14 protein-coding genes are annotated in these 21,845 nt (G+C 37.1%); 5 read left to right on the forward strand and 9 right to left on the reverse strand.

What is annotated here, in order from left to right:
• Positions 1-353 precede the first annotated feature (353 nt).
• Positions 354-1,736, reverse strand: coding sequence for a NarK family nitrate/nitrite MFS transporter (locus L0B53_RS14295; RefSeq protein WP_235060276.1), 1,383 nt, complete (start codon positions 1,734-1,736; stop codon positions 354-356).
• 955 nt (positions 1,737-2,691) lie between these two features.
• Here L0B53_RS14295 and L0B53_RS14300 point away from each other — a divergent pair.
• The 4 genes from L0B53_RS14300 (at position 2,692) to L0B53_RS14315 (ending at position 7,344) form a co-directional block, all read left to right on the forward strand.
• Positions 2,692-4,293, forward strand: a complete 1,602-nt coding sequence (locus L0B53_RS14300) for an L-lactate permease (protein ID WP_235060277.1) — start codon at positions 2,692-2,694, stop codon at positions 4,291-4,293.
• 107 nt (positions 4,294-4,400) lie between these two features.
• A complete protein-coding gene (locus L0B53_RS14305) occupies positions 4,401-5,120 on the forward strand; it encodes a (Fe-S)-binding protein (RefSeq protein ID WP_235060278.1) in 720 nt (239 codons plus the stop codon).
• A 12-nt stretch (positions 5,121-5,132) separates the two neighbouring features.
• Entirely contained in the window at positions 5,133-6,548 is a 1,416-nt protein-coding gene (locus L0B53_RS14310) for a LutB/LldF family L-lactate oxidation iron-sulfur protein (protein ID WP_235060279.1), read from the forward strand.
• Between the two features lie 13 nt (positions 6,549-6,561).
• Entirely contained in the window at positions 6,562-7,344 is a 783-nt protein-coding gene (locus tag L0B53_RS14315) for a lactate utilization protein C (RefSeq protein WP_235060280.1), read from the forward strand.
• A gap of 275 nt (positions 7,345-7,619) precedes the next feature.
• Here L0B53_RS14315 and L0B53_RS14320 read toward each other — a convergent pair whose 3' ends face one another.
• The 6 genes from L0B53_RS14320 to L0B53_RS14345 all read right to left on the reverse strand — a co-directional run bounded on the left by L0B53_RS14320 (position 7,620) and on the right by L0B53_RS14345 (position 14,552).
• A complete protein-coding gene (locus L0B53_RS14320; protein ID WP_235060281.1) occupies positions 7,620-8,342 on the reverse strand; it encodes a sulfite exporter TauE/SafE family protein in 723 nt (240 codons plus the stop codon).
• Between the two features lie 209 nt (positions 8,343-8,551).
• A complete protein-coding gene (locus L0B53_RS14325) occupies positions 8,552-10,228 on the reverse strand; it encodes an ABC transporter ATP-binding protein (RefSeq protein ID WP_235060282.1) in 1,677 nt (558 codons plus the stop codon).
• A 2-nt stretch (positions 10,229-10,230) separates the two neighbouring features.
• Positions 10,231-10,740: an ABC transporter permease gene (locus L0B53_RS14330; RefSeq protein WP_235060283.1), complete on the reverse strand. Its 510-nt coding sequence runs from the start codon at positions 10,738-10,740 to the stop codon at positions 10,231-10,233.
• Entirely contained in the window at positions 10,737-11,387 is a 651-nt protein-coding gene (locus L0B53_RS14335) for a hypothetical protein (RefSeq protein ID WP_235060284.1), read from the reverse strand. The genes L0B53_RS14330 and L0B53_RS14335 overlap by 4 nt, the downstream gene beginning before the upstream one ends.
• A gap of 3 nt (positions 11,388-11,390) precedes the next feature.
• Complete coding sequence (locus L0B53_RS14340; RefSeq protein WP_235060285.1) at positions 11,391-12,398, reverse strand: ABC transporter permease; 1,008 nt, start codon at positions 12,396-12,398, stop codon at positions 11,391-11,393.
• A gap of 234 nt (positions 12,399-12,632) precedes the next feature.
• Positions 12,633-14,552: an ABC transporter substrate-binding protein gene (locus L0B53_RS14345; protein WP_235060286.1), complete on the reverse strand. Its 1,920-nt coding sequence runs from the start codon at positions 14,550-14,552 to the stop codon at positions 12,633-12,635.
• Between the two features lie 358 nt (positions 14,553-14,910).
• On the opposite strand from L0B53_RS14345, the gene L0B53_RS14350 reads away from it, so the two are divergent.
• On the forward strand, positions 14,911-16,407 hold the full coding sequence (locus L0B53_RS14350; RefSeq protein WP_235060287.1) for a sulfatase: 1,497 nt from the start codon (positions 14,911-14,913) through the stop codon (positions 16,405-16,407).
• Between the two features lie 343 nt (positions 16,408-16,750).
• Here L0B53_RS14350 and L0B53_RS14355 read toward each other — a convergent pair whose 3' ends face one another.
• Together L0B53_RS14355 and gnpA are read right to left on the reverse strand one after the other, a co-directional pair.
• A complete protein-coding gene (locus L0B53_RS14355; RefSeq protein ID WP_235060288.1) occupies positions 16,751-19,312 on the reverse strand; it encodes a polysaccharide lyase family 8 super-sandwich domain-containing protein in 2,562 nt (853 codons plus the stop codon).
• Between the two features lie 165 nt (positions 19,313-19,477).
• On the reverse strand, positions 19,478-21,685 hold the full coding sequence (gene gnpA / locus L0B53_RS14360; RefSeq protein WP_235060289.1) for a 1,3-beta-galactosyl-N-acetylhexosamine phosphorylase: 2,208 nt from the start codon (positions 21,683-21,685) through the stop codon (positions 19,478-19,480).
• Positions 21,686-21,845 lie beyond the last annotated feature (160 nt).

Here is a 21,845-nt window from a genome sequence, read left to right on the forward strand (position 1 = left end):
AATGGTTTTGTTTAAATTATCACCTTTATTAACATCTCATTTGCAAGCCATAAACCCTCACAATTATGCAATTTTAGTCATCAAAAATGAAAAATTACTCATCATTCATGAAATGTTAAATACCAATAATGAAAGTAATTGATATCTTATACTCCCAGTAATTAGAGATTTTACATGTTCTATTTATATAACAACGAGCTCAAGCAAGGAGATATGTATCCCCTTATTAGTTGAAATGGGTAGGTTAGGTGTATAACAGTAATGGTTACGTTCGCCCCAATCATAGAGTACACCTATTCTCATGGGGCCTCACTTGCCTGACACCTATTAACAACTCCACTTTTTAGGGGTATTCACTCGCTCTTCTTCTCATACTTTCCATAAACCAACCAAGTAATAAAAATACAAATAACATAAAAGCATAAAAATAGTTTTAACGCGCCAACAGGAGATCCTGTCAATGCAAGCGAGGTACCAAATGCTTTTGGAATAAAGAACCCTCCAATCGCACCAATAGCTGAAATAAATCCTAATGCAGCCGCTGAATCTTTCATACCTATGTGTGCAGCAGCTTCATCAGAAACTCCTGATGCTTTTTCTCGTCTAATCGTAATTTCTCTGAATATAACCGCGATCATTTGGAATGTTGAGCCACTTCCTAATCCCGACGTTAAAAATAACAACATAAATGCACCAAAGAATAAGATAAAGCTTCCTTGCTCACCGACAGCTGGAATCGTTAAAAAAACAAGAACGGTAAATACTGCCATAGCAACAAAATTAAAGGTTGTGACTTTAACTCCCCCAAACTTATCAGATAGCGCGCCGCCAACAGGACGAACTAACGCACCTAATAACGGACCAATAAAGGCATACTTGATAATATCAACGTCAGGAAACTGAATTTTAGTCAACATGGCAAAGCCAGCAGAAAATCCAATAAATGAACCAAATGTCCAAAGGTATAAAATACTCATCAACCACATATGGGGTCTTTTGACAATTGGTAACTGCTCAGAAAAGGAGGATTTGGCCTCAGAGAGATCATTCATTCCAAGCCATGCTGCCAATGTTGCAATGATAATGAATGGGATCCACACAAAAGCTGCATTTGCTAACCATAACGAACTCTGATCTGATTGTGTTACACCGTCACCTGGGAAAATCGAAATATTGATAAAAATAACGATCGGAGCAACAAATTGCATGGTGCTCACACCTAAGTTGCCTAAACCGCCATTTAACCCTAATGCTCCACCTTGTTTCTGCTTAGGAAAGAAAAAACTGATGTTTGCCATGCTAGAGGCAAAATTACCACCGGCGATACCACATAAAAGAGAGATAATCACAAACGTGGTATAACTGGTTGTTGGATCATTAATGGCAAAACCCAACCATAAACATGGAACAACTAAATATAGCGTACTGATCGCTGTCCAACGACGTCCTCCGACAATAGGAACCATGAAAGAATAAGGGATCCTAAATAATGCGCCAGAAATTGCAGGCAATGCGGTTAACATAAATAGTTGATCATTGGTAAAGTTAAATCCCACCTTGTTAAAATTGATTGTCAGGGTACTGAATAACATCCAGACACAAAAAGAGAGTAAAAGGCAGGGAATTGAGATCCAAAGATTTCTTTTAGCTACACTTTGACCAGTGTTTTGCCAAAATGAGCTATCTTCAGGATTCCAGTCGGTAATAACTAAAGGAACTTTCACTTTATTAGTCATATTTTCTCTCATCTTAAATATACTAGATTAAATATAGACCTTATTTTTCTTATTTTTTTACTACTGGATTATTCATTTTAAAATTCAAACAGACTACTCGATAACAATTATCATTTAATATTTCAAAACTAATCATCTTCTTTCCATTCATAGTTAGCCAATTGATTTTAAAGAAGAAAATAAAACTCACAGGAAAAGGTATCTCTATTTAACCTCATTGAATTTTTTATTCAAATGTAAAAAATTAAATTCATCAAAGAGTAAAAATGTGATATTGATCACACATAATCTCTGATGTAAAAAGGGTTATACTTAAAATAATTAGGATTGCTAGTAAGTGGCAATTGAGTGAAGCCCCATGAGTATAGGTGTACTATATGATTGAGGCGAACGAATGCAGCCAACAACCTAGCGATTTCAAGTATGAGGGGAGGGATTAAATCCTTATTTACTAACATGAAATATGCGAACGTCGAAATACCCCTTTAAAAAAGATTAAAACTCACTAAATTTTTATTGTTTTTTTAGCGGAAAATGTCTAATTAACGTTTATTTGATCTATATCAAATTTATTGAATTCTTATTTTCAATAAATTTTGATTAATTAAAATAAACCAACACAACCACCCACAAAGGGCTAACCTATCAATATTTAATTACTCAGATTTAAATAATTTTATTTATTTAAATGGAAAAAATAATTCCAAATTTATAATTAAGTTTATAATTCCCATTTATTCCACAAATGAAATAAAAGATACCAATATTATATGGAACATCAAATGATCACAATAACCCATTGAACCACAACACTTTAATTAAAAAATCAAATAAAATTAATTCACAAGAAGATAATAAGCATTACCATTCATATAATTTAAATAGCTGGATGTAATTAATTAATTCGTTATTATATCTAGTAACTAACCACTATCTAATTATAGAGACGTCATTAATGGAAAATATAATTATCTCAGTCTTTCCAATTTTATTACTAATTTGGATGATGACAAAAAAGAATGCCTACCCTTCATATATTGCACTACCCGCAACCGCAGTATTAGTTGGTATTCTACAACTATTCTATTTTGACGCTAACCCAATATTAGTCGGTGCAAATGTAATTACTGGTGCTTTATCAGCCATTACACCTGTGTCGATTATTGCCGGTGCTATTCTTTTAAATCGTGTTAATGAAATTTCTGGTGCGCAAGCGATTACTAGTCGCTGGCTTGAAACCATCAATAAAAATAAAATTGCTCAATTAATGATTATTGGTTGGGCTTTTGCCTTTATGCTTGAAGGTGCTTCTGGTTTTGGTACACCTGCGGCGATTGCTGCACCAATCTTAATGGGACTTGGTTTCAATCCATTAAAGGTTGCAATGCTTGCATTAGTCATGAACTCTGTACCCGTTTCATTTGGTGCAGTAGGAACACCTACTTGGTTTGGTTTTGGTAATCTTGGCTTAAATGATCAAGCACTACTAGATGTTGGGCGCACAACAGCATTAATTCATACTATTGCTGCTACCATCATCCCTTTATTAGCGTTACGATTCTTGATGAGTTGGAGAGCGATTCGTAAAAATATCATCTATATTCAACTAAGTATTTTCTCTTGTACTTTACCTTACTTAATTCTGGCACAATGGAATTACGAGTTCCCTGCTCTTGTGGGTGGTGCGATTGGTTTTGTACTATCAATTATTCTTGCTAATTATAATATTGGCCTATCAAACAATGATGAAGAATCAAATCCAACCGATTCTCAATTAGTTGAAAAATCCAAGGTTCCTTTTACACATGTTGTAAAAGCAATGACTCCAACCATCCTATTAATTGCAATACTAGTTCTAACTCGAATTAAACAATTAGGAATAAAAGGATTATTAAATGATGCAACTCAGCTGTTTAGTTTTGACTTTGGTTCATTCGGTCATTTAAGTGTCAGTCGTGCTTTAATTATTAAGTTTAGTGATATTTTCGGTACTCATGCAGCCTGGGCTTATAAAACACTCTACGTTCCAGCAATTATACCATTCTTAGTTGTTTCAATTATTTCAATTATCATCTTCAAAATGCCCTCTAAAGATGCAAAACGTGCATTTACAGAAACGGCATCAGGCATAAAATTACCATTTATCGCCCTAATCGGTGCATTAATTATGGTTAAATTTATGATGTTAGGTGGTGAACACTCACCAATCATGACTGTCGGTACGGCATTTGCGGACGTGATGGGTAAAAATTGGCAATATGTGGCAAGTTACCTTGGTGCAGTCGGTGCATTCTTCTCAGGCTCTGCAACCGTTTCGAATTTAACGTTTGGTGCGATTCAAAACACGATTGCAACAACTGTAGGTCTGCCTACTCATTTGGTCTTAGCATTACAATCAGTGGGCGGTGCGATGGGGAATATGGTCTGCCTTAATAATATTATTGCTGTGTCAACGATACTCGGTATTAAAAACCAAGAAGGATACATAATTAAGCGTACCGTTAAACCTATGATTGTTTATGGCGTTATCGCGGCAATTGTAAGCGCATTCTTGTAAATAAAATTGAAAACTAATATTGGGTTGTTAATGTTATTAACAACCCACCCAATCATCTAAAATAGATGATATCCAGCAAATGCCCTAGTTAACCCCGGAGTCGAATAATGAAAGTAAACTTTTTTGTCACTTGCCTTGGAGACACTGTTAAAGCAGAAGTTGCCAAGAAAACCGTACTTTTATTAGAGAAATTAAATTGTGAAGTCATTTTCCCAGAAAAACAGGGTTGTTGTGGTCAGCCATCATTGAACAGTGGCTATATCAAAGAAAGTAAAGCAGCAATAAAAAATATGATTACTGCTTTTGAAATAAATGATTACCCAATTGTTTCTCCTGCTGGCTCTTGTGTTGCCAGTATCAAAAAATACCCAGAATTTCTCGCTGATGAACCTGAATGGGTAGAACGTGCTCAAAAAGTGTCAGATCGATTTTTTGAATTAACCCAGTTTATCGTCAATCAATTAGGTGTCGAAAACTTAGGCGCACGTTTAAATGGTCGTGCTGTTTATCACCCATCGTGTAGCTTAATTCGTAAACTAGGTGTTCGCGAAGAGCCTTTAAAACTATTAGCGAATGTTGAAGGTTTAGAGATGGTTGGCATTAAAAACCAAGAAACATGTTGCGGTTTTGGTGGCACGTTCTCGGTTAAAATGTCTGAGATCTCGGGTGAAATGGTGAAAGAGAAAGTATTACACATCTCTGAGGTTGAGCCTGATTATTTAATTGGTGCCGATATCAGTTGTTTAATCAATATTGGTGGTCGTATTAGCCGTGAAGGTAAACCGGTTAAAGTTTTACACATCGTCGATGTATTAATGAGTCACTGAGGAGTAACGGCTATGTCAATGAAAACAAGTGATATCAAATTTAAAGAACGTATTGAAATCCAAATGAAAGATGACAATATGCGTCAAGCCGTTGCAGGTGCTCAAGAGCGTATGTTCGCTAATCGTCAAAAAGCCGCTGATGCATTAGGTCATTGGGAAGAGTGGCGTGATATGGGGATGGATATCCGTAACCATGTCCTTGAACATTTAGATTATTATCTCGATCAACTGAGTAACAATGTTGAACGTAATGGCGGTCATGTCTTTTTTGCTCAAACCAAAGAAGAAGCCTCTGATTATATTGAAAATATTATTCAGCAGAAAAATGCAAAGAAAGTCGTAAAATCTAAATCAATGGTGACGGAAGAGATTGGTCTAAATCAAATGATTACTCGCAACGATTGTGAAGTGATTGAAACGGATTTAGGTGAGTATATTCTTCAAGTGGATGATTACGATCCACCATCCCACATTGTTGTTCCAGCACTACACAAAAATCGTACTCAAATTAAAGATATCTTTAAAGAAAAACTAAATTACCAAGGCACAACTGACCCTGAAGAGATGACGCGTTTTGTTCGTCAACACATTCGTCATGATTTTCTTGAAGCTGAAATTGGGATTACCGGTTGTAACTTTGCGGTTGCAGAGTCAGGTTCGATTAGCCTTGTCACCAATGAAGGAAATGCCCGTTTAGCGACATCACTACCAAAAACTCACATTGCCGTCATGGGCATGGAGCGTATTGTTCCGACCTTTGAAGAGTTAGACATCGTCGTTAGTTTGCTTTGTCGTAGTGCTGTGGGTCAACCATTAACAGGTTATGTGACCGCGTTAACTGGCCCTCGCGAAAATGATCAGTGTGATGGTCCAGAAGAGTTCCATTTAGTGATCTTAGATAATGGCCGTTCTGATATTCTAGGCTCGAAATTTAAAGACATTTTACGTTGTATTCGTTGTGCGGCTTGTGTCAATACTTGCCCAGCTTATCGACACATTGGTGGTCAATCTTACGGTTCAATCTACTCTGGTCCAATTGGTGCAGTATTATCTCCTCTATTAGGCGGTTATGATGATTTTAAAGATCTCCCCAATGCCTGTAGCTTATGTAAAGCCTGTCATGATGTTTGTCCTGTGAAAATCCCATTATCGGATCTCCTATTAAAACACCGTGAAAATATCGCCAAAGAGGGTCGTAGTGCCTTTATTGAACGCGCTTCAATCAGTGCTTTTACCTTTGTTAATGCACATCCTGCCATTTGGGATACCACAGTGAAAGTGGGTGCGCGGTTTGCGGGTAGCTTAATCCGTAACGGTAAAATGCCATTTAATGTCGGTGCGATTGGTGAGTGGGCTGAGACTCGAGATCTTCCACAACCTGATGGTCAATCTTTCCGTAGCTGGTTTAAAAATAGAAAACAAAACTAAGAGGTATCAGATAATGTCTACGAATACAAAAAATTCCAGTGAACAATCTGGTCGCATCTATAATAAATCCAGTTTTCTAGATAACTTAGCGAAAAAGCTAGGTAGAGAGAGACAATTAACACCTGTAGCGAAGCCGGCTTTTCGCTCAAATTGCCATCAAGATGTAATGGCTGATTTTAGCCAAGATCAACTTAAAGATGTGTTAGTGGAATATACGCAGAGCACATTAGGTGCAAATGCAATTGTGACGACTCAAGCTGACTTAACTGCAACATTAAAGCAAGAGTGTCTCAATTATTGTCAAAATGATGATGCTTTAACCAGTAAGCCGGAAACAGATAAATACGATATCTCTATCTCAGCGGATACACGATTATTGGGTTTAATTGAGGTTGAAGAGTTACAAGATAGTATGATGATGCCTATTGTTTGGGATCAGTCATTAGGTTATCAAGGCAATATTGAAGTGGCAGAGCGAGCAAAAGTTGGGATTGTTTTTGCTGAACAAGCACTAGCAGAGTCAGGCACCATGGTACTTTATAGCCAAGCAGCACAAGGACGAGCGATCAGTTTATTACCTGAAGCATCAATCTTTGTCGTGCCTAAAAGCGCACTCGTGCCACGCATCACCCAAGCAACAGAAAGACTCCATCACCAAGCCCAACGTGGTGAACGAGTTCCTTCTTGTGTTAACTTTATCTCGGGCCCTAGCTCGACAGCAGATATTGAATTAATTAAAGTGGTTGGTGTTCATGGTCCTGTTTATGCGACCTATGTCATTATTGATGATTTATAATTAAGTCATATCCATCAACCTTGAAAGGGTAAAATAAAGCCCCATTGAAATTAACTTATTTGATTTATACCTAAAATAATTGGCGTTGCTAGTAGGCGGCAAGTGAGTGAGGCCCCCTGAGTATAGGTGTACTCTATGATTGGGGCGAACGAATACAGCCAACAACCTAGCGACTTCAACTATGAAGGGTATAGTTAATTTCAATGGGGCTTTTTATTATTCGCTCATCGTTTATTGAGACATTCATTTCAAAATATTCACGTAAAGATCGGCAATTAAAGATTAAGCGCAGTAAAAATCATTCTGAAAGCTAAAAATGTCAAAATAATCGATAATACTACTGATAAATATTTAATATTTGCTTTCCCTTGCAGTTTTTTACCGACATAGGACCCCGCTATTGCCGCAATAATCATAAAAGTAATAAGTGGTAGATAATTGATAAAAGCAAATCCGAGCAAAATATAGATCACCAACTTAGTCATATGGCTAAAGGCTGTAAAAATAGCGGTAGTTGCAACTAGCTGTTGATGGTTGGAATATTTTTTCTTCATTGCTGAGATAATCAACGGACCCGGCGCACCGATAAACAGCCCGATACTACCTTGAATTGCACCTAATAAAAATAGGCTTTCAACTTGGCTAAATAGCTTCATCGCCGGCTTACACCAAAGATTTAACAGAACATAAATGCCCATAATCAAAGGAATATACTCCAACGAGATCTGTTTAAGTATCAAGCCACCAGCAATAGCGCCTGTGGTACAGCCAACAATAAACAACGGGATAACGGAGCGATCAATACTGTTTTTCATAAAATAAGCACGGCTTAAATTACTAAACAATTGCACAACGCCATGGACAGGGATAATAACCGCAGGGGCTAACCATTGTGGTAGCAGAGTTAATAACACCAATCCCCCACCCGCACCAACAATGGCAGTAAAGGCAGAGGTAAAAAAGGTCAGTGAAGAAAGAATAATAATTTCAGAAGTCATAATTAAGTCATAATTAAGTCATTATTTTAATGGATTTTTATATTTTAATATTTTTTTCTATTAACTGGCAAGATAATAACTAAAATGTTTAGTCAAAAATAAGCAACCCCCTTTTATTAAGGATTAAAGTTTTAGACTTAAAATAATTCGCGTTGCTAGTAGACGGCAATTTATATACTAGCAACACGAATTATGATTTGAACATAGAATTAATGAGTCACTTCCGCGATGGGAACAGCCGCAATTAATCGCTTGGTATAAGGGTGTTTAGAATGAAAAATTACCTCATCAACCGTCCCTTGTTCTACTATTTCCCCCTCTTTCAAAACAATAACACGATCACAAAAGTACTTAACGGTTGCGATATCATGGGTAATTAAAATAAAAGAAGTACCATATCGGTTCTGATACTCAATTAATAAATCGAGAACTTGCGAACGTAAAGAGACATCTAATGCTGCGGTTGCTTCGTCAGCAATAACCACTTTAGGCTGTGTAATTAACGCACGAGCAATGACTATTCGTTGTCGTTGCCCACCTGAAAAAGCATGAGGATACCGACTAGAAAAATCAGCTTTTAACCCAACCCAATCCATCATATCTCTGACTCTCAATGTTCGCTCATCTTTATTGAGATCAGGTTGTAACTTAATTAACGGCTCTTCTAGGATATCGAAAACAGTCATTCTTGGATTAAGTGACGACCACGGATCTTGAAAGATTAAACGCAGTTGAGAAAACAGGATGTCTCGAGGTTTTCTTTTGTAATTGGAAAGATCGACGATCTCACCATCATGACTTGCTAAATAGCTAATACGACCTTCCGTTGCAGGAGATAGTCCTAAAATAGCTCGACCCAATGTGCTTTTCCCTGATCCGGACTCTCCAACAATTCCTAAAGACTCTCTTGGATACAGTTCTAAATTGGCATGATTAACCGCGGTGATAAATTGCTTTTTTTCGAAAAAACCACTTGGCTTCTCAAATTTTTTACTCAGATTTTTGATGGTTAATATTTGAGAATTTGTCGTATTTTTTTCAAATTCAAATGGTATTTTAATAATGGATTTATGCTCTAAGGCTCTTGTTGCATTCATTAATTTACATGTGTACGGATGTTGTGGCTTCTCAAAAATCTGAGCGACTTCTCCACATTCAACCAGCTCTCCTTGTTCCATAACAGCGACACGATCTGAGATTTGTGCAACCACACCCAAATCATGAGTAATAAAAAGAATTGCCATGCCATACTCTTTTTGAAGATCAGCCAGTAGAGATAAAATTTCCGCTTGAGTCGTGACATCAAGTGCAGTCGTTGGTTCATCAGCAATTAAAACATCAGGTTGCGAGGCAATCGCCATTGCAATAACAACCCGTTGCCTCTGGCCACCAGACAGTTCAAATGAATATTTATTGATTAAACTCTCAGGTTCTGGCATTTGAACTTGATATAACAACTCAATCGCCCTTGAATGCGCCTCGCCTTTTGTCATAGTTGAATCGATTAAGCAGAGAACTTCTTTAATTTGATCACCCACTTTATGGACTGGACTTAATGCAGACATCGGTTCTTGAGAGATCAGAGAAAAGTTAAAACAACGTAGTGAACGACATATCTCAGACTTAGGATCTAATTTCGCAATATCAAGGATTTCATTCTCTTTATCGGAATAGAAGATTTCTCCAGAATCTATTCTTCCAGGATTATCAATAAGCTGCATCAATGCAGAAGCTGTCACTGATTTTCCAGATCCTGACTCACCAATCAATGATAAGGTTTCTCCTGAATGTAAATCAAAACTGACGTCTTTCACTGCATGAAAAAGTTCCGTACTGGTAGGAAAGCTAATATTCAAGTTTTTAACTTGTAAAATAGGATGACTCATTATTATCTCTCCTGATCATGGTAAGGGTCACACGCATCCCGTAGACCATCGCCAACAAAATTCATCGCAAGGATCACTAATACAACAGCTAAGGCAGGAATAAGTAACCAAGCGGCTTCTGCTAAGGCTCGAATATTTTGGGCTTCTTGCAATAAGACACCCCAACTGACTATCGGCGCTTGTAATCCTAATCCAAGAAAACTCAATGCCGTCTCTCCTAAAATCATTGCTGGGATCGCTAACGTCACAACCGCGATAATATGGCTAAGAAAATTAGGAACCATATAATTTCTTATAATCTCAATCGGACTATTACCATCTAGCCAAGCCGCTGCGACATACTCTTCTCCTTTTAGTGACATAAATCGACTTCTTACCACTCGAGCTAAATCCGGCCAAGAGATCAGTCCGAGTAATATTGTAATTAAAAAATACTTAGTTAAAGAGCTCCACTCAGCTGGAAGTGAGGCGGATAGTGCCATCCATAATGGTAACGTTGGAATAGACTTCATAAATTCAATACTTCGTTGAATAAAGTTATCCACCCCCCCCCAAAGTAGCCCGATACTCCGCCAATAAAGATACCTAAGATGAAGGTGGTTAATACGCCAATTAATCCAACTGAGAGTGATATTCTCGCCCCATAAATCAATCTAGATAACATATCTCTGCCCATTCGATCAGCACCTAATATAAAAAAAGGCTGACTAGGGTCATCTGGGTAAATAAGTTTGTGACTCATCGGAATGAATCCAAGTAATTTGTACTTCTCAGTTTTAGCAAAAAAAGAGAAGTAAACTCGATTATTTTCATCTTCTTGGTAGATTCGCTTTAATGTACGAGGATCAACTTTATTGGTATACAAATTAAGATGAGGAGCCCAACTCCATCCGTCATTACCTTTTTCAAAAAAACTAATGGATTGAGGCGGCGCATAAGTATATTTTCTCCAATTATCACTAGGATCGAAAGGCGCAAAAAATTCTGCAAATATCGCAATTAAATAGACCCAAAATAAAAACCACAAACTCAACCAAGCTAATTTATGTTGACGCAATTTTATCCAAATTAATTGCCATTGAGTTGCAGTAGTAAGATCGATACTCTTTTTTTCTCGATGAAAAAGGGTGTTAAATGAACGTAATGTTATATTTTTCATCTTTTAGAATTCCTTCTCTATTCCTACTCTCACTCTTGGGTCAACCCAATAGAGCAGTAGATCTGAAATAAGGGTACCAATAATAGTAAGTAGTGACATAATCAATAGAATATCCCCAGCAACATACATATCTTGCGAACGTAATGCTGAGAGCATTAATGGGCCTAACGTTGGGATATTTAATACCTGACTAACGATAACATCAGCACCTAATAGTGCCGGTAGCATCCAACCAATCGTTGAAACAATAGGCAAAATTGCAATTCTAACCGGGTATTTTAATAGTAACTTAGTTTCGGTTTGCCCTTTTGCTCGTGCAGTTTTAACGTAAGGTTTCTTTAACTCATCTAACAAGTTGGCCCGCATTATTCTAATAATGCCCGCTAAACCCGCAGTACCAACAACTAAAATATAGATCCAGCTTCGAGATGCCGCATTGACAAATTTCTGCCAAGACATAGGTTGATCAAGAAACTCATCAGAGAAGAGCCCAGAAACAATGACATCAAAGTTATAATAGCCAATCAATAATGCGATTATAGCTAAAACAAAGTTAGGGGTAGCCATTCCAATAAAGCCAACAATGGTGGCAATATAATCACCCCAAGAATATTGACGAATTGCCGAATAGATTCCGATTGGAATCGCAATTAAAAACTGAAATAAGAAGACGCTTGCAGCTAAAATGATGGTAGGCCAAATACGGGGTTTTATCGTATCCCAAACAGGTTGATTGTTGGTTAATGATATTCCTAAATCCCCTGTCATTAATCCTGACATCCAATAGCTATAACGTTCTAACAATGATTTATCTAGACCGTACATTTCTCTTAATGTATAAATCATCTGAGGATCAACGGTTTGCCCCATTGATTGCAGTTCTGCGATCTTCGATGAGGCAAAATCGCCAGGCGGTAAATCAATGACAGCAAAAATTACAATAGAAACGGCAAAAATTGTAATAAAGATAGATAACAGCCGTTTGAACACAAAGAGCAAAAAACTACTCATTATTTGTCCTTAATTCCATTTAGATTAATGGATGCTGCTGATGTCATCTTCTGAAACAGACGCTTTCACATCAACAGCTATCCCTCTCATACTTGAAGCTGCTAGATTCCTGGCTACATTCGTGTGCCCCAATCATATAGCGCACCTATACTCATGAGAGCGTACTTGCTTGCCGTCTACTAGCATCCAATGACTTTGGGTATATATCTTATTTTGTCAGCCCATGATTAAGAGTTATTGCTCCTTCCAGAGTTGTCCCATTCTCATTGGCCCTGGAGTTGGGAATGTCCATGACTGTGGCATATTGTCTGGTACATTTTTTAATTTATTACTCATAACAACACCAGCAGGGAGTGCTTCAACTGTCCCAATAACATAAAAATTATCTTTTGCTATTTTCATTATCTGTTGCATATATTTAAACTGTTCATCTTGAGACGAACTATTTTCTATTTCATCCCATAATTGCAATTGTTTTTTAATATGTGCCGGTGGTTCAACAGCAAATTCATTTGTGGGTTCATTCGCCCAGAAATAGTAACCAAGCCCCCATGTGGATTCAGGGCTAAAGGGTAGATAATGACGCGCTTCATCAATAATTCCAACACCACCATCACCTTGAATTGGAATTAAATCAAAATCATTAGTTAAACGTAAATTAACAACGTGGTTAATCTCTAAAACTCTAATATCAAGAAATACACCAACCTCTTTCCATTGGTTCTTTATCAACTCTAGGGAGTCAGCAATAACACCTTTATCATTGGTTTTAGAGACTGCATCAATCCTTAATCGTCTTCCATCACTTAATAGCCTGTATCCCTCTTTATCCTTCTTATCTAGACCGAGAGAGTCTAATAATTGATTGGCTTTTTTTGGATCAAACGCCGTGTATTGTGTGGCCATTTCTTGATCAAAATAAGAGGAAATTTCTATTGGCGAGGCTTGATGAGCATCGACAGCACCAGAGAAGATAGTTTCACTAATCTCTTCTCGATCAATGGCATGAGATAGCGCAACCCTAAAATCTTTCTGCTTGAATAATTCGCGCTTGACGAGATCTTTGGTTGTTTGATTTAAACCTATCGCTAATGCGGTACTTAATGTATTTGGACGAAACTCATAGGTATAATCACTTTTTTTCTCATTATCGATAAGCAATGAACGATAGTTCGGCTTACCAATATGACGAAATTGATAATCTGTTTCTCCATTGGCTGCCCGTAAAACCATCTCTTCTAAATCTTCGCTGAAGCGCCAACGTACAGAGTCTAAATAAGGAAGTTGATTACCTTCTGTATCAACTTGCCAGTAATAAGGATTTCTTTCATATTCCGCAAAACTGGCATTTGGTCCGGGAGGTGTTTTCACTTTCCATGCAGTTAAAACAGGCCTATCAATATTATTATAATGCTCTATAAAATAGTGTGCCTCACATTTAGTCGATGCATATTGACGCCAAGAATCAAACCCGGCGTCTTTGGCATTACTTTCAGCCTCTTTATTAAACTTAGGCAAAAATTGAGAGCAATAATGCTTTGGAAAGGCAGTAAAACTTTCACTATCAACGGTCGCTAAACTACGAATAAATAGGCCATTCGGCTTAGCTAATGTTATCTTTATTTTATATTGATCAATAACTTCAGCCTTTGCTGAGTCATGGGAAGGTAAAGCTAATGGTCGGTTACCTGCGTGTTCAGGATCACCAATAATATCATTAATATAAAAAGCAATATCTTCTGCCGTAAAGGGATTACCATCAGACCACTTTACCCCCTTTCGTAAAGAGATAATAAATTCACTGTTATCTTCATTAGCCGTAAACTCTGTCGCTAAATTAGGTATTACCTTGGTATATAAATAATCAAAATTAAACAGGTTATCATACGCGATGGTTCTTATTCGGTGCCCATTATCTCCAGACTTCCCCACTAAGTTTAAAGTACCGCCATATTGACCGATTGCTTCAAAAGGTTCGATGACTAAAGGTTGTTCGGGTAATCTATTCTCTATTGATGGTAACTCCCCAGTCTCAACTAATTTTTTCAATTCAGGTGATTCATTATAACTTGCAGCCCAAGTCATAAAAGGGATTGTTAAGGTCGTTAACGCCACTGTTTTAATCAAATAAGATAATTTATTTTCATTACTCATACTAACTCCATATTATTTTAAAATACAAAATATTATTAATAAAAATATCGACCAGTTGTAAATAGAATGCACTTTTACTTATATTTAACACTTATACCCAAAGTAATTGGCGTTGCTAGTAGGCGGCAAGTGAATGAGGCCCCATGAGTATAGGTTTTCTATATGATTGGGGCGAATAAATATAGCCAACAATCTAGCAACTTCAAGTAAGAAGGGGATATTAAAACACAACTTACTCATCCATTTTATAAGTGATCTTATTCTCCAACGTTTAATCGTGTTTATTTTTAAATATGAGACAAAAAAGAATAACTATAATTGATATCGTAAAATAAACATCGTTCAACTAAGAGTGACAATGAAAAATATAAATTTAATTTATGTATTTCCAGATCAATTTCGACAAATGTCATTAGGTATTTGGCAAGACTCTCAACTCTCTCACTTAATACCAGGAAATGGCGATCCGGTAGAAACACCAAATTTAAACGCTTTTGCTATGCAATCCACAATCTACCCCAATGCAGTCAGTAACTGTCCACTCTGCAGTCCTTATCGAGGAAGTCTATTTACAGGTCAGTACCCAGCAAAAAGTGGGGTGCCTTTAAATTGTAATTCGGAACGTCCTTTGTCAGAACTTCCTTCAGATGCTGAGTGTTTAACCGATTTACTCGCAGCGTCTGGTTATGATATAGGGTACATTGGGAAATGGCACCTCGACTTTCCAACTAAAAATGATCCTGCTAATCCATTAAATTATGTCGGTGTAAATTCATCGTCTGATAAAGAAATGAACAGTTTTCAAGCTGTTTGGGATTCATACACCGAACCTCATAGACGTCATAACATTAATTATTGGTACGGTTATGGAACATTCGATCAGCACAATAATCCACATTATTATGACAATGATGGAATTCGTTCGATACCAAATTGCTGGTCTGCCGAGCATGAGGCCAACAAAGCCATTGATTACCTCAAAAACAGTCATCATCAGAGAGATATCAATAAGCCTTTTGCACTATTTATCGCAATGAACCCACCTCATACTCCTTATTCCAGTGTCGATGATTGTAGAAAAAGCGATTGGTTGACCTATAAAGATCGCGCGCCTCATGAACTATTATTAAGGGATAACGTAGATTTCAATCTTAATAAAACCCAATTTGCACAATTTTATTTTGCCAGTGTCACTGGTGTCGATCAACAATTTGGCAGAATTATCCAACAAGTTAAAGATATGGGCGAATGGGATAATACCGTCATAATATTTACTAGTGACCACGGTGATATGCTGTGTAGTCATGGTATTGAAGAGGAAAAAAACTGTATTTATAATGAAGCCTTTTCTGTTCCATTTTTATTAAAAAGTGCAAAGGCTAACGGTCTTGAGATTAACTCACTTTTCATTAATAGTGCAGATATCTTTCCTACAATTCTAACTGAATTAAATCTAGATGATATATGCCCGATAAATATTGATGGTAAAAGTCGTTCCAAAAAATTAATAAATAATATAAACCATAAAGAAAACAATCAAGATCAGGCTGCACTTTATATTAAAAATTTAGATGGAGAAAGAGATAAAAATAATAATTTCATTAATTACTTCCCTTGTAGTCGAGGGGTAAAAACAACAACGAAAACCCTAGCACTAGAAATTAATGAACAAAATAAATTAATTAATACACTTTATTTTAATAATATTAAAGACCCATATCAACTCAATAATTTGCCATTTAATCCAAACGGTAAAGATGAAATAGAGTTACTCCGTATTCTCGCTAAAGAATTAATCCGAGTTGAAGATCCTTGGTATAAGCGTAAAATTCTGTCCAAGATTGTTCCTTATTAAATGATACCCAACGTAATTGGAGCGGCCAGTAGGCGACAAGTAAGTGAAGCCCCATGACTATATACCTAAAATAATTGGAGTTGCTAGTAGGCGGCAAGTGAGTGAGGCCCCATGAGTATAGGTGTACTCTATGATTGGGGCGAACGAATACAGCCAACAACCTAGCGACTTCAAGTATGAAGGCTATAGCTGCACTATATGATTGGAGTGAACGAGCGTAGACGTTACTACTAATGCTACTAATCTAGGCTAGCAACTTCAAGTAATAGGGAGAACAAAACCCCATTGATATAATTTCAATAACATCAATGGGGCGAATAAGTAGCATTTCAGTTGCTTCTAATTACTCATCAATGGTAATCATTAATTTAGCCCCCTTCCCCACCTCTCGACTGGAAAAGCTCATATCAGATTTACTGTCTTGAATTCCATTATTTTCTATCAATAAATTTAATCTGCCCGTTGTTATGATATCGGTGATATCAATGTCAACCCACTGATCTAACTGACTATGATTTACGGTAAATGTCTGACCAATAAGATCTTTGGCTAATTGTGAACGCCAAGTCAGTTGTTCTTCATTCCAATCAGAAGCAACCAGTCTAGAGAGAGTTAAATCTCGCTCTAAGCTATCATTGATATTTTTCACATGTAAACGTAATTTCGCTGACAGAATATTCATTGACTCTAAGCTTGATGTATCAAACTGAAGTATTGTTTTTCTTGAATACCCTTCGGTATCATTTTTGACCGCTAAATAACTGTTTTTTCCAAAAGCTTGATCTTTATAAGCACCATCTCGGATAAATGCATCTTGTGTAACATCAATTTCAACTTGTTGAGTTCCAAAATTTACGGCAACGCTACTACCTAACCATTTTGTTTCTGAAGGCGTTAACACTGTTGTCGTCCATTCATTAATGCCATTATTAATAGTTAAATTCACAACCGTTCCACTTCCTGGTGTTGATAATGTCAACTCTGGCTTTTCCTTTGATTCATCAATCAGCACTAAACTCGCTTTATCAACAGTTAGACGAGTTCCACTAGGTAATTGAATGGTGCCTGGTTGATAAAAAATAATTCCAGCCACTTGGAGGTCAGTTTGTGATACCGCCTGTATTTCATCCGTATTCATCAATACTGTAATTGATTGTCGTTGTGCATAAGCTTGAGTCTGCTGTGCTGTCATCTCTGGCACAATAATATATTGATATTTAGCATTTGTTGGTTGCCAGCTATGTCCTATTTTTAATAAAAAAACATCATCACTAACCTGTTGTTTTTCTTGTGAACGGTTGATATCGTACCAATTACCGCTCTTGGAATCGTTATCTAGTCGTCCATACCAATTCGCTGGAAATACATATCCAACGCCATCATGATGAACCCATGATGTATTAACTAATTGACGACTTCCTACTGAATAGATTGCGCCATCCACAGTAACGTCACCGTTTAGCCTAGTCTGATTGACTGTAGTACTGACATACTTTTCATGAGAGGATGAAATACCCGCACCGAGGGCAACTAATTCATTATTAAAACTAAACCAACCTTTTTTTGCCTCAGTAGAGTAAGCATTCATATCCATAACCGCAATACCAAACCGACCATTTGACACCCCACCGACAAATGAGGTATCCATCATAATTTGTCCCCAATTAGTTGGTTTATTGTCGATCTCAGGTCCCGTTACTCCAGGAATTAACCGCCAATCCCAAACAGGGAATAAATTGTAATATTCATCACCCGTTTGCATAATTGCCATACTACCAAAACCAAGCCACTGACCTTTTAAATTTTCATTATTACCAGCCTCAGTCGGTTCTGTTCGATTAGAGTTCATTTTTATCCCAATAAAATGTCCAGCTCCAACTTTGGCAACATAATCTGAGCGCCAGAAAGATTTGAATCCATTTAATCCCGCACTTTCTCCATTTATATGTTGCTTAAATAGCAATACTTCCCTTGATCTTTCAGGGTTCAAGTCAGCAATATAATCTGTATTTAATATGGGTAACTTTTTAATTTCAGCTTGTTTTCGGCTAATTCCACGACCATTGACATTAAAGTCAAGGACCCCTTTTGCGTTCATCCATTGGACACCATCTAATAGATAACTCGACAATATATCAACTTGCTCAGCGGTGAATTTCCATTGCAGATCCCTGACCTGATAAGCCCAAAAAACAGCAGTATTGAAAAAAACCTCTCCGTAACCCCCATTATACAATTGTGGACCATGTTGCTGAAAAGAGTAGTCTTGTTGAATTCCTTCATTGTCAGTAAGAAATATAGTTTCAGATATTCCATTTAACCCACTTTGAACTAATGCTTCATCTTTAGCAATCAAGCCACCATATATAACAAGCTTCGAGATATCTGTTCGATTAGCCCCTGTTTTATAGGGTTCCTTCGGCATATCATTTTGAATCATAAGTAAAACATTGGAGGGAAGCGTTTCATTAAGCATTAAAGCTACAACACCTAATCGGAGCTGTTTACCAATTTCATTCCACCACCAATTACTATTTACCCTTGACTCGGAATACCAAAAGAGTAAGGCATCAATAACTGATTGAATATAAGCTGGATTATCGATTTCATATGCTGCAGCGGCAATGGTTTGCACCCTGTCTAAATGTGTTCTTATTGGATAGTCATTATTTGATATCTCCTGATAAGGAAGATCTGGCCAACTGCCATCAGGTTGCAACGATTGTTGGTACTCATTAGCAACTTCCTGAAGATTAACACCACCTCGTTCTGCAAAAGATTTAGCATTATTAAATACACTCGGAGTTACCCGTTCGGTTAAAACCATTAAGTCATTAGCAAATACACTATTTTGAATAAAGAATAGAGAAAGTAATAAAATTTTCAATCCATGTATCAATTTCATCTCAACCACCATTTCATTAAAATGTTAAACAGACTATTAAGGATAAGCGGCTAGGTTGTTGACTACGTTTACTCGCTCCAATCATATCGTACACCTATACACATGGGACCTCACTCACTTGTCGCCTACTAGCAACGCCAATTCTTGGAATATATTTATTAATATTTATAATTCACCTTCCTCCCCTCGCCATATCCATTCATAAGGCGCTAAGTGGATGATCTTATGAATCCCTTGAATATCTAAGATTTCTACCACTTGTTTTTTCGGTGTTGCATTCATTGCTGTCGCCCTCTTTGTTGTTGGAAAGTAAGCAACATCTACGTTCGGATTGTTAGATAACCAAGGGTGAGTTCGATACTCTTGCTGAGCAAGCCAGATCAAGATATGTTGTAATAAATAAGCATTATCCCGACTAAAAGGTAGATTGGCTAAATAGACCGCTCGCCCTTGTTCATATTCCCTAGCGGTTAATGCCAAATGTTGTTCTTGGGCTGCAATAATAGAGAGGTTATCAGCTTGAGGATAAACGTAACTTAAATTTCCAAAGTCACTTTTTGTTGAAACAAAATGACTGAGGTAATGTGTTTTATCATAACTAATTGGAGCAGCAACTCGCCCCATTGTTAATGAATTTTCTTTTTCAACACCTAAAATATCGCCTAATTGAAAGTATCGCCCGCCTTTGTCATAAGCTGAGGGATCGGTTACTCCCAAAAAGCCTCCACCTTGTGAGACAAACTGACGGATTTTTATAATTATCTCACTATCATCCCACAACTGAGCGCCACTCCATACCGAGTTAGCATCACCACTATTAATGATAATATCGATAGTCGGATCAATACCACGATGACGTATATCCTCGAAACTAATAAACTCAACATCAATCGGCAACCCGGCTAAACACTCCAAGATATTATTGCCAACAAAATCCATGACGTCTGGACGAGGAGGTAGATAGAAACGTTGGTCTCGACTCTGGTTTTGTAACCAGCTTCTCGATTCTCCCCATCCATTAAGAATCGCTACCTTAAATGGAAGTTTTAATGATTCAGTCGATTGACTGTTTTGCAAATATTGTTCAAATTGATCAGAGATCTCTTCGATATGCTGAATAAAATGAGGAAACTGATTTGCTAATGAGAGATAGCCACCATAACCGATCCGATGTAATGGCTTTTGCAACATGGCTCTTCGAATCTTATTCCAATTACCTTGAGATTCAATAACGGGATCATGACTGGTTTGAAATACATCGGGAAAGAAATAAGGGTAAAAACGGGCTTCTCGAATCTGGCTCCCTGGTGAATCGGTTAAACGTCTTAATGCCACGCCATCTTCTACAGCGCCAATATTAATATCCAAACCAATATCTTGATATTTGGCTAAAAAGGGTTCAGTTCCAACCCAATGATCACCTTGAAACATCGCAGATTTTTTCCCCGCTTGATGTGTCATAGCCACAAGTTCAGCAGCAAATTCAACCACAAAGTCTTGAATAAAGGTCATCCAATCTAAATATTCTTGAGAAGGTAATTTATAAGTTCCGTTGTAATATCCCGCATCGACAAAAACTTCTGGTGATAGTCGGTAACCAAACCTTTGTTCAAAATCATTTAATGCTCTCGGACTGACCGTTTCACCATATCCCGTCCAATCACGATAGATATCTTGATTTTTTTCCCCAGTGTCGATCACAAAAAGATAAGCAAACGTGGTAAATCGAACCACTGTGGTTGCAGGATGATCATCAAGCCACTTCTGATAGTAATCAATTAAATGCTGACGACATGAAGGATGATAAGGGTCTAAACTTTTTATCGGAGGCCCATCCCAATCATTGGTTAATGCATTATACATTGAGACACTATCCCACACCTGCCTAACTAAAAATGTGACGGTATACTCATGGAATTTTTTGCAATTTTCAATGGTTAATCTGTCATGACTAAAATCAAAGAACCATTGTTCACTATCAATAATTTCATCCGTTGTACGATCTCTCACTTCCCACCAACAACTCGGATCACTAAAGTCATCGATTTCATATTTATCTTTACTATATCCATTAAGTGGGCTAAACGTCATTGAATCACTAAAAGCAATAACTCGTTCAGAAAGTAAATATTTGCGATGTAAAAACTCTGGATGGTGGTTTGCATAACTTTGATCTGCACGGACTAGGCAGATTATTGAATAAATATCTCGGTCAGATTGAAGTAATGAATCCGGCATTTCAGTACCATCACAGTCACGTAATGCATCAACATTCCAACGATTAACGAGATTTAAAACCAGTTCTTCTTGTCCAACTTCGACGGGAAGGGTCATGTGGCCTTTCCGTTTTTTAGATGACTTAAATTTATTCATAATTAATCAACCTTGCTATCTAGCAAACTAAACAACTCATTATAAAATCGAATAAACGATTAAATTGGAGCGCTCAATAATGTAAAAATAAGTTGGTAAATTATATAGCAAGGACTTATGAATCAATGAATTTGCATAGACAAAAATGGAAATAAACAGA

Origin of the sequence: Vibrio sp. SS-MA-C1-2 (assembly GCF_021513135.1) — a bacterium.
In the GTDB taxonomy this organism is placed as follows: Bacteria; Pseudomonadota; Gammaproteobacteria; order Enterobacterales; family Vibrionaceae.